This window comes from Candidatus Omnitrophota bacterium (assembly GCA_041649175.1).
GTDB lineage: Bacteria > Omnitrophota > Gorgyraeia > Zapsychrales > JBAZNR01 > JBAZNR01.
In genome coordinates this window covers 865,835-885,409 of record JBAZNR010000001.1, presented here as the reverse complement: position 1 = coordinate 885,409, position 19,575 = coordinate 865,835, and the positions used below count along the sequence as shown (strand labels likewise).

Genomic DNA, 19,575 nt, shown 5'->3' with positions numbered 1-19,575 from the left:
TATCTACTTGGACACTTTCTTTTTTCTGGGAATATGGCAAATGGGTTCCGCAATGCCCTGTTTTTCAAAATAACGCTGATGATATTCTTCCGCCTTATAGAATTCCTTAGCCTTAGATATTTCGGTCACAATAGGATAATCAAATTCGCCGGATCTTTCCATCGCCTTTTTAGATGCGAGCGCAATTTTTTCCTGCTCCGGCGTATGATAAAAAATAACCGAGCGATATTGCGTCCCAACATCCGGCCCTTGCTGATTTAACGTCGTCGGATTATGATTATTCCAGAAAACTTCCAAAAGCTGATCATAGGAAACTTTTTCTGAGTCAAAAATAATTTGAGCCACTTCCGCATGGCCGGTCATATTTGTGCATACATCTTCATAGGTTGGATTTCTTAAACTTCCCCCCATGTATCCGACCGACACATCCAAAACGCCTTTCACTTGCCGGAAAATTGACTCAACACCCCAAAAACATCCCATGCCAAAAGTCGCCGTTTGGGTTTTTTTGCTCACGTTGTTGGCTTTATCACTTTTCGGATCCTTTTCGAACAAATATAAATACGCCTCGTATCCTTTTTTACTCATCTCTTCCAACGGAATAAATTTAAGCGCCGCCGAATTAATGCAATAGCGCAATCCCGTCGGGCTTGGCCCATCATCAAAGACATGCCCTAAATGCGAGTCACTTTTCTTGGAACGCGCCTCGATGCGCTGCATCCCGTGGCTTTCATCCTCTTTCTCTACGATCACATCTTTATCGATCGGCTTGATAAAACTCGGCCAGCCGGTCCCGGAATCAAATTTATCCGTCGAGCTAAATAGTGGATCCCCGGTGATCGCATCCACATAGATCCCTTCCTTTTTATTATTCCAAAAAGGATTAGCAAAGGGTAGCTCCGTTCCGTTTTCTTTCATCACCCGGTATTGCTCCGGCGTTAGGATCTTTTTAAGCTGCGCGTCGCTTAAAGGAAGATCACAAATTGGTGTTTTACTACTTTTATGTTTATCAGCCATCGCTTCTCCTTGTCCATAAGCTGTGCTGTTAATAGTTAAACAAATCAGTAAAGAAAAAACAAAGAATGATTTCCGGCTCAACATTGTAAAACACTTTCCCTTTATAACTATTTTGACGCCTTCTTTAACGCCTGCTCAATATCCGCGATAATATCGTCAATGTGTTCAATGCCGATAGATAAGCGGATAAAATCCGGCGTAACTCCCGTCGTAATTTGATCTTCTTCGGCCAACTGCGAATGCGTTGTTGTCGCCGGATGAATCGCCAGCGTCTTCGCATCGCCAATGTTCGCCAGGTGAGAAATAAGTTCTAAGGAATTGATGAATTTCTTTCCGGCTTCCGCTCCACCCTTGATCCCGAAGCCGATGATCGCCCCGGCGCCTTTCGGCAAATATTTATCAGCTTTCTTTTTCTCCGGACTTGACTCTAATCCCGGATAATTCACCCAACTGATGGATTTATGTTTTTCCAGACATTTCGCCACCGCTAAAGCATTTTCGGCATGACGCGGCATACGCAAATGAAGCGTTTCTAATCCCTGCAAAAATAAAAAAGCGTTAAACGGCGACATCGCCGGGCCCATCGGCCGCAATAAGGAAATACGCGCCTTCGTAATATACGCAATATTGCCAAACGGTTTTAAATACTCCACAAAATTAATGCCGTGATAGCTGGCATCAGGTTCAGCGATCAAGGGGAATTTTCCGTTGGTCCAATCAAATTTTCCGGAATCCACAATAAGCCCGCCAATAGAATTGCCGTGGCCGCCGATAAATTTCGTCGCCGAATAAACAATAATATCAGCCCCGAAATCAAACGGCCTTAACAAAAAAGGTGTTGCCGTATTATCCAGAATTAGAGGAATGCCGTTTTTATGGGCGATCTTTGCCAACGCTTCAATATCGCTCACATTTAATTTCGGATTTCCCACGCTTTCGCCAAAAATAGCTTTTGTTTTTGGAGTAATTGCTTTTTCAAAAGCTTTTAAGTCTTGAGAATTAACGAACTTAACATCAATGCCCATACGTTTGAGCGTGTATTTTAAAAGTGTATGTGTTCCGCCGTACAAATTATCCGCCGAGACAATTTCATCGCCGGCTTTGGCAATGTTCATGATGGCGAGCATCGTCGCTGATTGGCCGCTCGCGACCGCCAAAGCGCCTACACCGCCTTCTAAGGCCGCGATCCTTTTTTCCAGAACATCCGTTGTGGGGTTCATCAAACGCGTATAGATGTTGCCGAATTCTTTAAGCGCGAATAAATTCGCGGCGTGTTCGGTGCTTTTAAAAACATAAGACGATGTTTGATAAATAGGGACCGCGCGCGCTCCGGTTGCCGGATCAGGTTCCTGTCCGCCGTGAACGGCTAAGGTTTCTCTTCTTAAATTCTTATCAATCTTGGTCATTTTGTTCCCTCCTTAAATAAATGCAAATCACAAAAGTTAATAAGCTTTTTTATTTTTTTGCTTGGACCAACAGCGAAAGACATTCAGGTTTTCTTTTGCGCAACATCCCGCTTGCAATTGAACCTTGCTATGTCCACGCGACTTCATCGTCGCGCAAGAAACACTCAGCTCGTTGAACCCAAATCTTTTCGCGTCTTTGATCTGCGCGCCAAAAATAATCTTCGAGATCCCGGCCCAATGGCAAGCGCTAAAACACATCGGGCACGGTTCACAGGTCGAATACATCACGCATTTGGATAGATTGATGGTCTTTAATTTTCGGCAAGCCAAGCGGATAGCATTGATTTCCGCGTGCGCCGTGCTATCGGACGTCTTCCAAACCGTATTATGGGCGCAGGCGATCACTTTGCCGTTTTTAACGATACACGCGCCGAAAGGCGTTTGCCCTTTTTGAACGCCTTGGCTGGCCTTTTGGATCGCTAACTTCATAAAATACGCATTAATATTCTTCATAAAGTTTCTGGAAAAATGAAAGGGCTAAAAAACTAAACAGTTTCTTATGATTTTCTACAGATATGATTGGAATATTCTATTGCAGAATGCCCACGGCTTCCACAACAATTTCAACCGAATCGCCAAGAAGCGGTTTGCCTTTTTCTAAGGCCCGGTTGAACGTGATGCCGAAGTCTTTGGGGCGAATTGTTCCCCGAGCAGAAATAGAAACGTTTTTATTTTCAACTTTTCCCAATTGATAATTAAAACTCACCGGTTTTGTAACACCACGCAACGTCAATTCCCCTGATATCTTTTGGCCGTCAATTTTCTTAGAAACAAATTTTGCCGCCGGAAATTTAGCCGCGTTAAAGATGTCTTGCCCTAAAAGATCTTCATCCCGTTGGCTTTGACGGGTATTAACACTTTTTAGATCAACAGTGGCTTTAAGATCTGTTGGCTGCGTATTGTCGCTATTTAATTCCATCGTTCCGCGAAATCGCGTGAAAGCCCCGACGGTATCAATAGATAATTGTTTTATTTTAAAGATCAATGTTGACCGGCCGGGATCAATTTTAAATGTTGCGGCATGAGCGACCGGCGAGGAAATAAGTAACAATCCTATGATGCAAGCGGTTATTTTCGTTTTAGACATCGCACTTTCTCCTTTTAGAAATTAAGAATTATTTTACGACTACCAGTGATTGTGCTGTTTTTGTCTGTCCTTTTTTATCTGTCGCCGTAATGCGGACATTCCAGTCTTTACTACCGCGAAGTAGTTCTTTTTTTACACGGCACAACCAGTTGGCATTAGCCGGCTGCGTAAAAGGACCGGCGATCTTCGTCCAGCCCGACGGATTTCTTCCCCGTCCGAGCTCAACAATAAAATCACTCACATCACCATAAACAGTTCCAAAAACATCCAAAGAAACTTCCTTGTTATCCTCGGGATTTATCCTTAATTCGGTCAGCTGGACCACAAAAACATCTTGAATGTTTGCTTCTAGTGCTGCGACCGCATCCAAAGAACCACCTCCGGTCAAACCATCCCAACCGCTGTCCTTCATGTCCTTGGCCGAGTTGATCAAAATGCCGCGCAGTTGATCATGGGTTAGGTTAGGATCTTTAGCTAACAACAAAGACGCTGTCGCCGCAACGATCGGCGCGGAAAAAGAAGTTCCGGAGACTCTGAAATAATACTTTTCTTTGGCTTTCGGATTTCCTTCCCATTTAGCATCTTGCGAGTGAAGCGTATAGATCTGTTCTCCCGGAGCAATGAGACCTAAATTCGGCCCCCAATTCGAAACGGTGCTGCGCGTCCCCTCAAAATCTTGGCTTCCAACGGAAAAAACATGTTTTGCCGAAGCAGGCCCGTAAAGCCCGATAAATTCATTATCATTACCGGAAGCTGCCACGATAAAAACACCTTTCGCGTACGCATAATTAACAGCTAACTGCTCTAACTTTGAAACACCGACATCGCCAAGGGAAATATTGATAATACGCGCTCCGTGATCAGCCGCGTAACGAAACGCCCGGTAAATATTTATGCTGTTCGCTCTTCCATCGGGATTAACGACTTTTAAAACCATGATCTGCGCGCCCGGATTAATACCGGCAATACCAATACCGTTATCCGCTTTAGCGGCAATGATCCCGGAAACATTTGTTCCGTGGCCTTTAAAATCCCTAAGATCATTATTATTATCTAGAAAATTCCATCCATGGACATCATCCACGTAGCCGTTTTGATCATCATCGATATTATTGTCCGGGATTTCTTTAGGATTTGTCCAAATATATTGCGGGCCGTCGGGATGCTCGAGGTCCAATCCGGAATCGATTACCGCGATTAAGACATTTTTCTTTTGAGCATCTACCAAATTCCACGCGGAATCCGCGTTTGTTTTTGGCGTAAAGCCAACTTCCCTAATACCCCATTGGTCTTTGATCTTTTCTTCATTTTTATCACTGCCACCTAACACGACGCCTAAAATTTCACCTTGCATCTTCATTCCGCTACCCATAACCACAACAGGTTTCCCAGATTTACCACCCATTTTCTTTTGGTGAACGAGATCAAGGTAAAGCGGATCGTTCGGCACGATCGCTTCCGCCGGAGTTTCTTTTTTAGGCGCTAAAACCTCTCTTAAGAAAACAGGCTCGTCCAAATAAACAACACCGCAACAATGGAAAGGATCAAAAAAGTTTTCCGGTGAGGCGCGATTGACAAGCTGATGATTAATCCCGTCGGAAAGAATACCTAGATCATCTTGCCCCATACCTAATTGCGGAACCAATGTCGACGCGTAATCAATACCGCCCGGGATACGGCCCAAGTTGCTTCGCATAAAATCCGCATTTGAACCCCGCAGATCAATGGCAGTTACATCTTTAGGCCCGAAGTTATATCCTAATCCGCCAGACCAATCACGAAAATAATCACGCTGTCCCGCAAGGCTGCGGTTTTGAGCAAAATCAATTAAATCTCTCGTGAGTGCGGGATTACTTTTGACATCTTTCGCCGTCACGGACCCGACCGGAATACCCGCCGCGTCAAAAACGCTTACGATCGGTTCCTTATTTAACAAACCGCTAGTAATGATCGGGCCGGAAAGCCCGGCCGCCGCGCCAATTTTTTCATCACTTAAAAACGATCCATAAGAAAATTGAGAGAAATCTAACCGCGGCGCTGCTTGCCAAAGATCTCCCGTTTGTTTTGGAATATTAAAATCTAGGCGGTAATTAAGGCCCGTACGGCTTAAACCTTCAAGGCCAAGATTAAGAGATGTTGCATCCAAAGCCGAATTTGCGGCTGATGTTGCCGCCGCTGTCGACGGAATCTTAACGGTGTCGGCAAGCGCTTGGCGCGTTTGGGATTGCGCAAAATTCCTTAGCGCCTCAATAACATCTTTTTGTGCAACATTTTGAAATCCTTCCGCCACCGAAAGCGTTCCTTGTTTTGCTAACTGCGCAAAATAATCTAATCCTTGCGCCTGGTACTTTTGGACCATTTCTTGCAAAAACCGCATATCGGCATCGGTCGCGGTATTTCTTAAAACACGCGTGGATAAAGCTAAAATTTTATTCGCTTCCGCGCCGGCAATTATGATATTGCCTTCCTTCTCGATAATAGAACGCAAAAGATTTAAAACAGGTTCCTTGGCGGACTTTGCTACATTAATAGCCTCATCGGTTAAGCCGATCTTTTTAGCGTATTGGACTAATCCTTCTAGCTGTTCTTTTTCGCTTAAGGCATAAATATGATTAATGAATTGTCTCCATGGCATTTTTTCTAACGCTTCTTGACTGCCCACACCTACAAGATCATCAATGACGGTGCGGTCTAAAACATTTTCTCCAACGGTTTTAGCAAATTGCGATGCTTCCTGCCCCGATAATTTTAGCGTCTTGGCAAGTGCTTGATCAACGACCGTTTGGGCTAATTCCGCTATTTGCCGTTCGCTTAACTGAACCGTACGCGCCAGAACATCGCCAATCACCGTTTCGGCTAAAGCAGCCGCTTCAATAGGAGACATCTTAACGGTTTTTTCCATAATGTTTTCAATGACCGTCTGGGCCAAAGCGGCGGCTTCTGTTTGAGAAAGCTGTGTTGTCTTCGCTAAAATACCATCAATAACGGTTTGCGCCAAAGCTAAAGACCCGCCGGGTGTCATGATGGTTGTTTTACCGGCAACATCGTCAATAACTGTCTCTGCCAAACGCAAGGCTTGATTGGCGTCAAGTTTTGTCGTAGTTTTAAGTGCGTCGTCGATCATCGTTTCCGCCATGCGCAAACTATTGGCCTCAGCGCGCTGTGCCGCCGAACTAAGAAAGCGGTCGATGATACTTTGACTTAATCTCACGGTTTCTTCTTTGCTCCAATGCAATGTCTTGGCGAAGACTTCTTCGGTGACATTGTTAATAAAAGCGCTCACCTCTTTTTCGGTCAAAAGAACAGTTTTATCCATTATTTTCTCGACCACTGTTTCAAAAAACTGTGCCGCTTCCCGCTCGGTCATTTGTGCCGTGTGTTCCAAAATATTTTCGGCAACGGTCTCGGCGAAACGCATGGCCTCTTGCTGCGACATCATTTGTGTTTTTTCTAAGAATTTATCAACAACAGTTTTGGCGAATTGCTCGGCATATTCCGGAGAAAGCCGCACGGTTTTATCTAAAACCCCGTCGATCACGGTTGCCATCATTTGATCTAACTGCTGAGGCGTTAACTGAACCGTTTTATCAAAGGCATTATCTAAAATTTGCGTCGCCACATCATCCGCTTTATCAACCGCGATCTGCGCTGTTTTGTCTAAAGCGCCTTGTAAAGATGTTTGAAGAGCGTTCTGGATCTGCTCCGGACTGAGCCTTGCCGTTTTATCTAAAGCCTCTTCAACACCTGTGGTAACTAAACGCTTTAAAGCCGCAATAACATCCATTGTAGCAATGGGCTGAAAACCGTCATTACCGAAAATTCCCTGACGCGCCAAATCATCCCAGAAGTTCACGCCTTGAGCTTCCGATTGGCGAATAAGCGCTTCTAAAACCGCTTTGTCGGCGCTGGTCGCCGTTCCGGCCAAAGCACGCGTTGAGATCTCAAAGATCGGCCGCGCGTCTTTAAACGAAACGATCTTGCCACCAAGTTTTTCGATGATCTTGATGGCGAGCCCATCTATGTCTCCTGCGGCTACCGCCGCAGCAACTTCTTCTTTAGGAATTCCTGTCTCGACGGCAACCTGCGCCATGCGATTCATTTCTGCTTGAACACCTTCCGTAATAAGATTCATCTTAACTTCTTTTTCCATTAGCGTTCTTCCGGACAACATGTCGCGGATTCCCTGACCGATGGTCGAATCGCCAAGTTCTCCGGCGGCTTGCCCGGCGGCCCCTGTTCCGGCGGCTTGCCCTGCGGCTCCCCCAGCAACCTGCCTAACACCTTGCTGGCCGGCTGTTCCCATAAACCTTGCCGCGGCTTCATCGGCTCCTTTTCCGGCAGCATTCACCATTACATCGCCGACGACATAAGCGGTTGGTTTACGCGCGGCATTAAGCGTGACACGCATGGCCGCTTCTTGCGCGGCTGTCTTGGCAACACCTAAAGCTTTCCCAATGCTGGTAAAAACAAAAGTTCCCACGTCGATCATCGCGCCGTATAAAACAAGCTCTTTGGTAGAAAGCCAGACTAATTCCGCGTCCCAATACAACATTTGAGCCGCGAATTTCATATTCAAAAGAGCTTTTTTAAGGTGAGGATTTTCGGCAACTTCTTGGGCATGAGCCTGCTCCCACTCTTCAAGCGCTTTTAATTTGGCTTGCGCGCGCATTTGATCGCGCAAACAGCTATCCGCTAATTTCTTTGTTTGATGCTGCATTTCGGCGGCAATGCTGACCCACTTTAAAATATACGGATCATAAGAACCCGCATTATTGATATAATCTTCCGTCGTATTCAAAATTTCCTGGGTGCGCCGGACAACTTCTTCGCGCATGCTATCCCGTTGACTAGCTTGTTGGATTTCACGATTTTCTTGCGCATGGTCAAGTGCCGCTAAACGGTCCAAACGGTCTTGCTCCATTTGAAGCGCGCGCTGTTCTTGTTCGTGATACTGAGCCAGTTTATGTTTTTCTTCTTCGGCTTGAGCCACATGCTGCTGTTGAATGTTTCGTAAATTATTTTGATATTCTTGATTGACGTTCGCATCATCGGTCACTAAAAATGCGGCGGAAAGTTTTTCGGCATCTTCTTGCGTTAAGCCCTGCGGAGCAATAGGGCCTGATGCGACCGGCTGCTGTACTTGTTCTTGCGATGATGCTCGCTCGGCCTTGCGCTGTTCCATCTCGCCAAAGGGATCAGTATTGATGCGGCGAATATCCTCCGCGGTCGGGATTTCGGCCATCTCGGCTAATTCTTCTTCGGTATATTTAATTTCATAGTCATCATCGCCGGACAACCCCGGCGTTTGTGTTTGCGCCGGAGGATCGATCTGCGTCATTCCTCCGCCGGAATATTTCTTAAAGTCCGGGCTTAAATTAATTCCAACCCGTTCAATCAACTCCCGGTCAATGGTATTTAAATCCTGTCCTTGGTTGGAAGCAGCCGGCGGCTGATAATGAAAGTTGGGCCCTAACCCGCTTCCAAATCCGCTCCAATTTACACTGTCTTTTATCCGCGATTGAGATTGGTGAGGACAACCTAAAACAGAAGGGCCGCTAAAACCTCTAAGATTCGGATAATTAGACATCTGCGGCCTCGGCGTACTTTCCCTATTATTGTTGTTAGAAAGGATGGCTGTCAGATCCAAAAGATCTCTAGAACTTGGTAAATTGTTTATATCTTCGGAAGTGACAGTCGTAATGGGAGCAACGACCTCAGCTTCGGTCTTCGCATCAAGATGGGAATGATTAAAGACAAAGGACAACAATACAGCGGCAAAAGCTAGCCAAGGGGATATTCTTTGCATAGTTTCTCCTCATGAGATAAACGGGATTTTTGACTTTTTGTTTTTCTGAACTGCCCAGGATCAATGAGGAAAAACTACTTTTAGGAAATACTTTTTAAGGGAAACAAAACAGAATATAGATTATCGTAAAATAAAATAATCGTCAATATGTAAATAGTCTCTTTATCAGATAAAAACAGCAGGATGGAATAAGGCTTATCTTAACATCCGGTATGCATTTCCTTAAAATCAAACGGATGTTCCTGGTTCTTTTCGCAAAAGATGCATAACAACACCGATAAAAACGCCGGTTAGAACAAGATTAAGTGCCAAACTTAAAAGCGCCAAAGAGCTCACATAGCCGCCAAAACCATATCCAAGGCCGATCAATAAAACCGCGGCTCCTACTTCGCCTCGCGGGAACATCGCAACACTTAAAGCCAGTCGTTCTTTTAAAGAGGCTTCTCGACGATAACAAAACGCGGAAAAACATTTTCCTATATTGGATAATATGGTAAGCGCGACAACATGAGCAACCGTCATGCCCCAAGGAACGGCTCCGATCTCAATTCTCGGAAAAGAAAACCCAACGAGGATCATAAAAATCCCCTTAACGGCGGAATCCAAAGAAATATTGTGTGGCGGAGATTTTTCCGTGTGATGTTTCTTCTGCAAATGAACAAGGCAGCCCCACATAAAGGCCGGAATAAGGACCTCGAGATGTATATTCGTTGTCTCTTTAGCAAAAAAGACGATGGCTGTTAAAACAAATCCGTACAATAAAAGCCATTTTTCCCCCGTGGGCCATAGAATTGTGTTTTGCCACCGAAAAGAAGCGAACAAAAATAATCCGATCAAGGCAAGAACGATAATAGACTTGATCTCAAATCCATGAATAATGATCCCTAAGGGTGTCAGCAATAAGATCGTCGCTAGATCGTCTAACACCGCCAATGTCCGGGCTTTTTGAAAAACCCATGTTGCCCCCAATCCTGCGGCCAACAACATCGAGAAAAGGACTCCAGCGGATGTTGGAGCCGCAGAAAGCCCGGCAACCATCGACGGACGCCAAGGATGCTGCATCACAAAGCTAAAATATAAAAACCATAAAAGAGTAGGAAGAGCGGCCGCAATAAATGCAACGCACGCATCCCATTCATAGCTTCTTATTTTTCTTTTATCAACGGAGAATTCGAGCCCCACTTCGATCATGATATAAGCCAAGCAGACCGATGTAATGAAAGACAATACGTCTTTAGATGCTGATACATCAAAAAGCTGCCCTCCGATAATTCCCGCAATTAAAAGCAAACAAAAAACCAAAACCATCACACTGCTCCTTTTTATTTTTTAACTCCCTGTTCTCAAGAACACTTTGGGAGATTTATAATCAGTCTACTTTATCTTTCTGGAATATTTTCCGAAAACAGAATGTCGCCATACCAATAATAAGCGTCCAACTTAAGATCATCAATATCCAGCCGCTTAGCCTCATCAATTTTTCTCGCTACTGCCGGCATCACTGGGAGGAACAGGCCGGTTTTCATCATTCCACTGATAATTTGTTTCTAAAAGAAACGCCGTCTGGATCAACGCCAGATGCGAATATCCCTGAGGGAAATTACCTCTCAACATACCGGTCTTAGGTTCAATGGTTTCAGACAAAAGCCCAAATTTATTCGCACAGCCTATCACCCGATGGAACATTTCCCGCGCTTCTTGTTCTCGGCCGATCAGATAAAGCGCATCGATCAGCCAAAATGTACAAACGATGAACGCATTTTGAGGAACGCCAAATTCGTCTTCGGCTGTATAGCGCATAACAAATCCATCGCGTAAAAGTTTATGATACGCCGCCTCAACAGTTCCAACGATCCGCGGATCAGCGATGTCTAAAAATCCGTAATGCAGCATTAAAAGATTTGACGCATCAAGGTCTTTAGAGCCGTAGAACATGACAAAACTGTTCAATTCCGGATCCCAGCCATTTTTTAAAACATCTTTTTTAATTTCATCCGCAACCTTTAAATACCTCTTTACATTTTTTTCTTTACCGATAAACCGGCTGATCTTTACAGCCCTGTCCAGCGCCACCCAGTTCATCATTTTTGAATGAACAAAATGCTGCATCGGCCCTCGGCGTTCCCAAATACCGCAATCCGGCTCTTGCCATGTTTCAATAGCACGGTTCGCTAAAGAACGGACAACAGTCCAAAGTTCTTCATCAAAATTCTTCTGATTTCTAGCGTTAATAATGTAATACGAATAAATGGCTTCGATCAGTTCGCCGTAAACATCATTTTGCCGCTGTTGATGCGCCGCATTACCGATCCTAACCGGGCTGGAGCCTTCATGGCCGCTTAAATGATCAAGTGTTTGTTCCCGAATATCACGCTCACCGTTGATCCCGTACATAACAGAGATGTTTTCATTTTTTAATAACATTCTTCCTAAAATGAACTTGATGAAATTCTCCGACGCAATAACATGCCCGATGCGGGCAAAAAGATCAATGATCATACTCGCGTCCCGCACCCAGCAAAACCGATAATCCCAATTCCTTGTCCCGCCTTTGATCTCCGGCAATGATGTAGTCGGAGCCGCAACAAAAGCCCCTGTTCTTTGGAACATCAGCAGCTTAAGAGTAATAATCGAGCGAAGCACGATCTCGCGGTATTTCTCCGGAGCTTTAGCGCGATAAGCCCAGTCCATCCAATAACTTTTTGTCCGCTCATATTCCAAATAGATCCGTTCCTGCGTTACGGGTATTAATTTTTCATGATAGGAAAGCACGAAATACGAGGATGCCTTTAGCTCGATTGGTTTTCCCTGCAAAATTTTTTCAAAATCTAAATTTGAATATAGATAAAAACTGTTATACTCGCCTTTTGTGGAATTGATCTTAAGGTGATCTGGGGACGCAAGAAAACTTCCCGGCGCCAGCCCATAATTAGGGCACGGCTTTAATTCGGCGATCAAGCGCGGATTGCCCTCAAGCAAATGGATATTGCGATGAATTTCTGGAGGGCACATCACTTCGCCGTCATGCGCCAAAAAACGAGGCATATAGTCTGCCACTTCAAAAATCCCGCTTTTTGTCGTGAATTTTGTTTTCAAAATTGGAGAACGATGCACATACTGCTGCTTTACATCCAAGATATCTTCCGCCCAAATACGAAAGTATCCTCCCTTTTGATCATCTAAAAGGCGGCCAAATAATGACGGTGAGTCAAAAAACGGCAGACACAGCCAATCGATCGAACATTCCGGGCTGACCAAGGCAGCACTCGTACAATTTCCGATTACAGCATAGTTCATGCTAACACCCCCAAAGTTTTATTTTCTGACAAGTAAAGAAGCCTTTCTCCTTACTTGAGAGTATGCCTGCTCGTAGAATCTAAAATGATCTTTAAAAATTGCGCTACGTGATCAATGCTGTTTAAACGATACTGCGCCGCTGACGCCTTGCTGCGCCCGACACGGATACAAAGCCCTTTATCTCTTAAAGCGGCAAAGGCAGTTTCGTCGGTCGCATCATCACCAATAAAAATAGGAAAGAATTTCCGGCGACGGATATTTTTTTGTAAACGGCCGATAAGCCATAAAACGATACTGCCCTTGTTCCACTTAGCCATCGGTTTGATCTCAAGAACTTTCTTTCCTTCATGAACCTCAATGGCCCGGCTTTTAAGATAGGGCCGAACATTTTTCCAGAATATCTGTTTAAACAAAGTCAGGTCCTCACGGCTAACCCGACGGTAATGAACGCTAAGCGTTAATGTTTTATCTTCAATGAGAATACCTTTTGTTCTGCCGATACTTTTTGTCAGGTCCGTCTTTATTTTTCTTAATACTTTCTTTACATCCGTCTTAACAAATAATGTGCGCTTGAGGCCGGGGCCCGCGACTTCCAAACCATGATTTCCTGCATATATGACATTCTTCAAGCCAACACGTTTTTTAACATCAAGCAATGCCCGGCCGCTTACGATCGCCACATAACACTGAGAACTTTTAGCTATTTGCTCCAAGAGCATTTTACTTTTTTGAAGGATCCTGGCATTTTTGTAATGGCCGACAATAGCAGCAAGGGTTCCGTCAAAATCTAAAAAAAGCATGAGATCGCTTTTGCAAAACAGGTCTTTGAAATTATCCTGATACTCCAGGAAATTTTTTCGGCTTCTTTGAGAATTCACCATATTTTTTTAAGTTTTGTTCAACCTCACTTGGGCAAGCTCTCCGACTAGCGCGCTGGCCCAACGATAAATATTATGATCTTTAAGCAATCCTCTCATGCTCTCCATTCTTTCCTTCTGCTCTGATGCCGGCATTTCTAAAGCGACTTTGATAGCCTCAGCAGTTTGTCCGATATCATAAGGATTAACAATGAGGGCATCCCGCAATTCACGTGCCGCTCCGGTAAACTGGCTTAAAACTAAAACACCCTTTTCATCATCGCGAGCAGACACGAATTCTTTAGCAACTAAATTCATCCCGTCATGCAAAGAAGTTACCAAACACACATCGGCCGCTCTGTAAAACGGTAAGATCTCCGCATGACTATGATGCTTCATTAAAAATAAGATCGGCTGCCATGTTTTCGTTCTAAACCGCGCGTTGATCTTTTCGGTAACCTGAATAACATCATCCACAAACTCCTTATACTTAGCGATCATCGTCCGGCTAGGAGCTCCCAGCTCTACAAAAGTAAACTTTCCGACATATTGCGGATTTTTTTCCAAGAAACTTTCAACAGCACGAAACCTCTCAACAATTCCTTTGGTATAATCCAAACGGTCCACGCCTACTCCCATATAATCCGCTTGAATATTATATTTCCGTAAGAGGCTTTCTTTTGTTTCTTTGATCTCCAGAGAAGTATTGCCGGCTAAATTAGAATCAATGCTGATAGGGAAAGGTTTGATCCAGGACGTATGTCCCTCCCGATTAACCGTAAAATGTTCGTAGTCAATACGAGATTCCAAAAACCGGTCTACTGTTTCCGCGAAATTATTACAGTGAAATTGGGTGTGAAAACCAACAATGTCCGCGCCCAACATTCCCTGTAAAATTTCTTTTTGCCAAGGGCAAATACCGAACGATTCCGGATTGGGCCACGGAATATGCCAAAAAATAGCTACTCGCGCGTCCGGGCGCTGGGCCTTGATCATTCCGGGAAGCAAAGCAAAATGATAATCTTGAATAAGCACATTAGGCTCGGGAATTCCTTCCAATTCCTTAATAACGGCCGAAGCAAATTGTTCGTTGACCGCCATATAAGCCAACCAATCTTTTTCTCTGAAAATGGGCCGAGTATGCGCAATATGACAAAGAGGCCACAATCCTTCGTTGGAAAATCCGGAATAAAATCCGTCTTCTAGTTCTTTTTCGATCCAAATTCGCCTTAATACATATTGCGGCTCTTCCGGAGGAACTCTTAATTTATCATTTTTATCCACCATCTCACGATCGGCATCACCGCTCCCCTGAGCGATCCAAGTACCCCCGCAGGCCTTTAACACCGGCTCGATCGCCGTCACAAGCCCGCTAGCCGGAACAATGTATCCGATCTCTTTTCCTTTTTTGATGTGCATATACGGCTCACGGTTTGAAACCACAAAAAGCGGCCGTCCCTGCAACTTATCTTTTACAAATTCCTTTAACCGTTCTGGTGTCCAAAGAGATTCTGTGGTGTGGCGCAACCGCGCTTCTTCTTCCGCCGAAAGCCTAGCCCCCTCTAAACTCTTAGCCATTTTGGTGATCTCTTTTGCCAAGGGCCCCAAAAGTTGTTGTCCTTTAAGATCTAGCTTTTCCGGAGATTCCCCCTTCCTGATCTTCTTTATCCATTCGGTTGTTTTTTTAATCGGAGCCATGATATTAAGGTAAACAAGGATCATGGTCGCAAGGGAGATCAGAAAAGCTTGTATCAAAGCTCTCCAAAAACTATTGACCCAAATTCTCTCCACCCGGTCCTGGATATAGGCCGCGTCATGAAAAATGGTCAGCACATGGCTGGTTTTTTCATTTGCTAATAGCGGAACCGAATAAGCGTGCAACTGCTGTTTTCCAAAATTAATGAATTTGCCACGTTCGGTGTTCGATCTCTCAACTTCTTGGATATTAGGCGCAATGACTTTGGGATTTCTTTGCAATTGCGCCTGAAGATCGGCTGAAGCTAAAATGAGATTTTCCTGGACATCGTGGATAGCAATGCCAACAAGCCTCTCTCTGTTAGAAAACTTATCAACAATGCGATGAAGATGCTTCTGGTCATCCATGAGCAGCAACGGCTCAACTGACATTTTTAAGCTGTCGGCAACTATATTAGCTCTTCTCTCCAGTTCGCTTTTTAGGCGCTCCTCTTCTTGGCGTGCTTGCCAAAATGAAAAAGAAAACGCAACGATAGCCACAATGAAGATCAAAGAAAAAATAAGCCTTAAAGTTATTTTCATTATTTAACTCCTATTTTAAAAAACGGGCCGCCATCTGATTGTTTATCAGATGGCGGCCCGACCATCAAAATCCTTCGAAAGAATAATTCTTCCGAACCCGTGAAATTTTTTAAATTGCTCGTTTATTATATCAAAACATTTCAGATTTACAATTTTTAATGTACAAAGAAGCGGAAGGCGATCAGGAGAGATTGAATATTCATTGATTTTCGCTCACGCGCGCGGCGCAGAGTTGCTTTTACGCCCCCTGGCAATATGCCAGATGAGCAAAAGCGGCAATACACATCCCACCCAAGAGTGAAAACTGCTAACGAACAAGCGCAATTCTTCACTGCCGCAATAATACAATGCGTATCCGCTGACAATTAATAGAAAGCACGCTAGGATCATCACAACAGCGGTCGTTCTGTTTCGATTTTGTTGCCAACCACGGCGCATATGAGACGGAATTAAGACACCGAATATGACTAAAGAAGCCATTGCGCCGGCGCCGTGAATCTTAAGAAGCCAGGTTTTAAAAAAACTTTGCGGCGCATCAAAATCATCAGCTCCGGCGAGAAAATTGTGCACCACAATCCATAAAAAACCGGAAAGAAATAATAGGCCGAATATGCCGTAAAACCATTTTCTTAAATTAGGGCTAAAACGAATATAATTTTTCATAAGTTTCTTTATTGTAACATAATATTTTGTCATCCGCCTGAACGATAAAAGCCGCGGCATTTAACTTCTCCAGAAGAGGATTGGACCTTTCCCCGATAGCAAGGACAACCTTGGTCAACGCGTCAGCGATAAGGCATGAACCAGCGTATACCGAAACACTAAAGGAGCGAAATAACGGCTGGCGGCTTTGTCCATCAACGTGTACGCATCCCGTTTTTTTCCATCGCCCCTGATAAGAATTAGCCGAAGTAGCGAGAGAAAGATTTTGGGCGGCAGGAAAAGAAATAAATTGATCATGGTTTTTGGGATGACGGATCCAAATGGAATGTGACTGCTCGCCAAAACAACGCAGATCTCCTCCCGCGTTGACCAAGCCGCTCTTGATGCCATTTTCTTTTAAAACTCTCACGGCTTCATCAACGGCAAATCCTTTCGCAATGCCGCCTAAATCTATTTGCAAAGGACGCAAGAAACGAACAGATCTGTTCGGAAAAAGTTTGATGTCCCGCGTACTGCCGGAATATCTCGAACGTTTCTTAAGAAATGAATGGCACGGCAAAAATTTCCAACGCATTAATTCCGGCGCAATAGCAATATCAAAAATACCTTTGGTAAGCTGATAGATTTTTTTAGCCTGTTTAAGAACATTATATGTTGGCAGGCTGACACGAACAGGTTGATCAAAAGCCAAGCGATTAAGCTTCGAAACTTCGCTGTCAGCAGCATGGAAACTCATGAGCTTATGAATGCGTTCAAGGGCCGAAAAAGCGTGGTCAATCGCCTTTTGCGCTTTTTCGGCCCCGTCATTTTCTACCGTTATTTCCACAAACGTCCCTAGCAAAGGACGGCAGCGCCGGATCTCATTTCTTAAGGACAGTTTCATAAAGCTCCATGAGGTCTTTGACGCCATCCGTTACGTGGCGGCAGGATAATGTTGCTCCGCTAATGTTTTTGATATCCGCATTAAGTTTTAGAGCCGCTGTGTTTGTTTTTCCGATAAATTGTTTTCGCCATTTTTTCTGACAGACTTCAAAGCCATACGCTTCCCTGTATTCCATGATCTCAATTTGACGAATGCTTCCGTCCGGATTTATGCCTAACGCATAGGTGATCCATTCATGTTTTCCGATCACTTTATCGATGATGAAAAACCCGCCTTGGCTCGCGCGCCAAATTTTCGGTTTTTTATTAAGCTCAACCACGGTAAAGGTTTCTCCCGGGAAAATCGCTTGCTGCGCTTCCTCAATAGATAGATAGACCGCGGCAAGTCCCTGCGCCCCGACCACAAGAACAATGGCCGGAACACAAAGAGCCTGAAAAGAGATCGTTTTAAATTGCCGAGGGATAACCACTAGAATCCAATCGCCACTGAAGTAAGAAACCCGTTATTATCTCCGCGCTCCAAAGCCTCGTCCGTCGTTTGATTCCATTGATATTCCAGTTTAAATACAAAATTATCAATGGGCCGATAATTAATGCCCATCGTCCAACGAGTCTCTTCATTATTATCCGAAGATGAGCTATCGGTATCATCCCCGATAAGAACCCAATCATAACGGCCGACTAATGTCAGCTTAGGATCTTGAAATCCTCGTCCCAAGAATGAATGGTCCAAGAATTTCGGCCAAAAATGATAGTTCAATTGGCTGTAGGCACCTTGAAAGAAATTAGCCACATCAACATTATCAGATTCTTCCACACTGAAATAGGCATACTCATTGATCAGTTCAAACGGCCCAAATGTCGTTAGCGCATCTAATCCAACCCCAGCGATATCATCATTGGTCGTATTGTATTCTCCCCAGTAGCCGCTAACACCAAATTCTTGATTGAGAAAAGGACTTACGGCCAAACGGCCGACGACCGATTTGTCGTCATTATTGTCCGCCTTTAAACCCGGGCGGCCGCCGCCTAATCCGGTATCTGAAAATCCTGCATCCAAACCATTTACTACGTAAAGTTCATATTTCAGATCCAGGTCTTCATACGTTCCAAAGACAGGATTAAATTGGCCAAAAATCCCCGCTCCGGCTTCGGTCCACGTCGTTGGAATAATATCTTTGGCCATGATCGGACGATCGGTCAAATTTTGCAGATCAGAATCATGATAAAGATTATACCTGCCGAACGGAACTAAAATAGCGCCGGCCCTTAAATTGATCGGATTAGAGATCATATAATCCACATAAGCTTGCTCCACCTTAACTTCTCCGTCCGCATTGGGCACGTTAGGGCCGCCATATTCGATTTCAAGTTCCGAGTTAAAGCGTAAACGCTCGTGCGGAAATGCGCCAATATTAATAACCCAGCGATGTTGAGTAAAAGCAGAATTGGTATTTTCAAAATCACCATACTCCAGATCCACGTAGCCGCCCACTGACACATTTCCAAAACCAAAAGGATTTTTTACCAGAAGGCCACCTCGACCAACCGGAGCTTTATCGCGGCCTACGTATTCAACATCCAGCGCTGTGTTTTCGATTTTTTGCTCTATTTGAGCAACTTGTTCTTCGTGCTTTGTTGCGACTTCACTGATCTTGGCGCTATCCTTTTTTTGTTGAACACCCAGCGCCTCAACTTTCCCTTCTAATTCTTTGATGCGTGTTTCATAATCTGTTTTCATCTGATCCATCATCACTTTAATGTCTTCTATTGTTTCGGCTCCGACAGGCCACGATAGAAAAATTGTCAAAAAAAGCACTACGCAAACACTTCTAAGCAATACTTTCATTTTTCCTCCGCTCTTAATCGTGATTGATAAAATTTTCTAAAACAAGGAGCCCATTTCAAATCATGATTTGAAATGGGCTCTGGATTTAAAATCTCCGGCCGCTAACAAACTTTAAATCAACGTACGTCTACTTATGATCCTTCTCGATAAAACTCAGCAAATCTTCCCTACCAACATTTTCTTCTAAACATTTCACGCAATCTTTCAGCATTTCTTCATATTTGACCAAGCAGATCGTCTTGGTCCGGGGACACTTCATTTCATATCCCGTTTTTGTTTTGATAAAAAGGAGCTTCCCGCCATCCGAGCGGACCTCGATGATCTTTTCTCCGTTTCTTTCTATGGTTTTTTCTTTCATTGGATCGCTGTAAAGA

General features: G+C 44.3%; 14 protein-coding genes. All 14 read right to left on the bottom strand.

Translation table 11 applies throughout. The features are described 5' to 3' along the window. Positions 1-3: 3 nt before the first annotated feature. The 14 genes from WC676_03605 to WC676_03540 all read right to left on the bottom strand — a co-directional run bounded on the left by WC676_03605 (position 4) and on the right by WC676_03540 (position 19,559). Complete coding sequence (locus WC676_03605) at positions 4-1,017, bottom strand: bifunctional methionine sulfoxide reductase B/A protein (GenBank protein ID MFA5059691.1); 1,014 nt, start codon at positions 1,015-1,017, stop codon at positions 4-6. Positions 1,018-1,124: 107 nt separating this feature from the next. Further along, positions 1,125-2,423 carry an O-acetylhomoserine aminocarboxypropyltransferase/cysteine synthase gene (locus WC676_03600; GenBank protein ID MFA5059690.1) on the bottom strand — a complete coding sequence of 433 codons (1,299 nt, stop codon included), beginning with the start codon at positions 2,421-2,423 and terminating at the stop codon, positions 1,125-1,127. Between the two features lie 36 nt (positions 2,424-2,459). After that, complete coding sequence (locus WC676_03595; GenBank protein MFA5059689.1) at positions 2,460-2,936, bottom strand: nucleoside deaminase; 477 nt, start codon at positions 2,934-2,936, stop codon at positions 2,460-2,462. Positions 2,937-3,012: 76 nt separating this feature from the next. Further along, positions 3,013-3,570: a YceI family protein gene (locus WC676_03590; GenBank protein ID MFA5059688.1), complete on the bottom strand. Its 558-nt coding sequence runs from the start codon at positions 3,568-3,570 to the stop codon at positions 3,013-3,015. Between the two features lie 28 nt (positions 3,571-3,598). Continuing rightward, positions 3,599-9,376, bottom strand: a complete 5,778-nt coding sequence (locus WC676_03585; protein ID MFA5059687.1) for a S8 family serine peptidase — start codon at positions 9,374-9,376, stop codon at positions 3,599-3,601. A 228-nt stretch (positions 9,377-9,604) separates the two neighbouring features. Continuing rightward, positions 9,605-10,684: a cation:proton antiporter gene (locus WC676_03580; GenBank protein ID MFA5059686.1), complete on the bottom strand. Its 1,080-nt coding sequence runs from the start codon at positions 10,682-10,684 to the stop codon at positions 9,605-9,607. A 165-nt stretch (positions 10,685-10,849) separates the two neighbouring features. Then, the gene (locus tag WC676_03575; GenBank protein ID MFA5059685.1) at positions 10,850-12,673 is read right to left on the bottom strand and encodes a glycoside hydrolase family 15 protein; all 1,824 of its coding nucleotides are present in this window, start codon (positions 12,671-12,673) and stop codon (positions 10,850-10,852) included. Between the two features lie 50 nt (positions 12,674-12,723). Next, positions 12,724-13,473 carry a trehalose-phosphatase gene (otsB, locus tag WC676_03570; GenBank protein ID MFA5059684.1) on the bottom strand — a complete coding sequence of 250 codons (750 nt, stop codon included), beginning with the start codon at positions 13,471-13,473 and terminating at the stop codon, positions 12,724-12,726. Positions 13,474-13,560: 87 nt separating this feature from the next. Next, entirely contained in the window at positions 13,561-15,807 is a 2,247-nt protein-coding gene (locus WC676_03565) for a trehalose-6-phosphate synthase (GenBank protein ID MFA5059683.1), read from the bottom strand. Positions 15,808-16,020: 213 nt separating this feature from the next. Further along, positions 16,021-16,470 carry a hypothetical protein gene (locus tag WC676_03560; GenBank protein ID MFA5059682.1) on the bottom strand — a complete coding sequence of 150 codons (450 nt, stop codon included), beginning with the start codon at positions 16,468-16,470 and terminating at the stop codon, positions 16,021-16,023. Next, positions 16,448-17,353 (bottom strand): FAD:protein FMN transferase, encoded by a 906-nt coding sequence (locus tag WC676_03555; GenBank protein ID MFA5059681.1) that lies wholly within the window; start codon positions 17,351-17,353, stop codon positions 16,448-16,450. The genes WC676_03560 and WC676_03555 overlap by 23 nt, the downstream gene beginning before the upstream one ends. Further along, complete coding sequence (locus tag WC676_03550; protein MFA5059680.1) at positions 17,331-17,765, bottom strand: FMN-binding protein; 435 nt, start codon at positions 17,763-17,765, stop codon at positions 17,331-17,333. Before WC676_03550 ends, WC676_03555 begins: the two co-directional genes overlap by 23 nt. A gap of 56 nt (positions 17,766-17,821) precedes the next feature. Then, positions 17,822-19,201, bottom strand: a complete 1,380-nt coding sequence (locus tag WC676_03545) for a porin (GenBank protein ID MFA5059679.1) — start codon at positions 19,199-19,201, stop codon at positions 17,822-17,824. A gap of 127 nt (positions 19,202-19,328) precedes the next feature. Continuing rightward, a complete protein-coding gene (locus WC676_03540) occupies positions 19,329-19,559 on the bottom strand; it encodes a hypothetical protein (GenBank protein MFA5059678.1) in 231 nt (76 codons plus the stop codon). Positions 19,560-19,575: the final 16 nt, after the last annotated feature.

Excerpts from the sequence above, each read along its gene's own strand:
- WC676_03545 (MFA5059679.1), bottom strand. The coding sequence starts at position 19,201 with ATGAAAGTATTGCTTAGAAGTGTTTGCGTAGTGCTTTTTTTGACAATT.
- otsB (MFA5059684.1), bottom strand. The coding sequence starts at position 13,473 with ATGCTTTTTTTAGATTTTGACGGAACCCTTGCTGCTATTGTCGGCCAT.
- WC676_03560 (MFA5059682.1), bottom strand. The coding sequence starts at position 16,470 with ATGAAAAATTATATTCGTTTTAGCCCTAATTTAAGAAAATGGTTTTAC.
- WC676_03575 (MFA5059685.1), bottom strand. The coding sequence starts at position 12,673 with ATGAACTATGCTGTAATCGGAAATTGTACGAGTGCTGCCTTGGTCAGC.
- WC676_03605 (MFA5059691.1), bottom strand. The coding sequence starts at position 1,017 with ATGGCTGATAAACATAAAAGTAGTAAAACACCAATTTGTGATCTTCCT.
- WC676_03595 (MFA5059689.1), bottom strand. The coding sequence starts at position 2,936 with ATGAAGAATATTAATGCGTATTTTATGAAGTTAGCGATCCAAAAGGCC.
- WC676_03585 (MFA5059687.1), bottom strand. The coding sequence starts at position 9,376 with ATGCAAAGAATATCCCCTTGGCTAGCTTTTGCCGCTGTATTGTTGTCC.
- WC676_03555 (MFA5059681.1), bottom strand. The coding sequence starts at position 17,353 with ATGAAACTGTCCTTAAGAAATGAGATCCGGCGCTGCCGTCCTTTGCTA.
- WC676_03580 (MFA5059686.1), bottom strand. The coding sequence starts at position 10,684 with ATGGTTTTGGTTTTTTGTTTGCTTTTAATTGCGGGAATTATCGGAGGG.
- WC676_03590 (MFA5059688.1), bottom strand. The coding sequence starts at position 3,570 with ATGTCTAAAACGAAAATAACCGCTTGCATCATAGGATTGTTACTTATT.
- WC676_03565 (MFA5059683.1), bottom strand. The coding sequence starts at position 15,807 with ATGAAAATAACTTTAAGGCTTATTTTTTCTTTGATCTTCATTGTGGCT.
- WC676_03600 (MFA5059690.1), bottom strand. The coding sequence starts at position 2,423 with ATGACCAAGATTGATAAGAATTTAAGAAGAGAAACCTTAGCCGTTCAC.
- WC676_03540 (MFA5059678.1), bottom strand. The coding sequence starts at position 19,559 with ATGAAAGAAAAAACCATAGAAAGAAACGGAGAAAAGATCATCGAGGTC.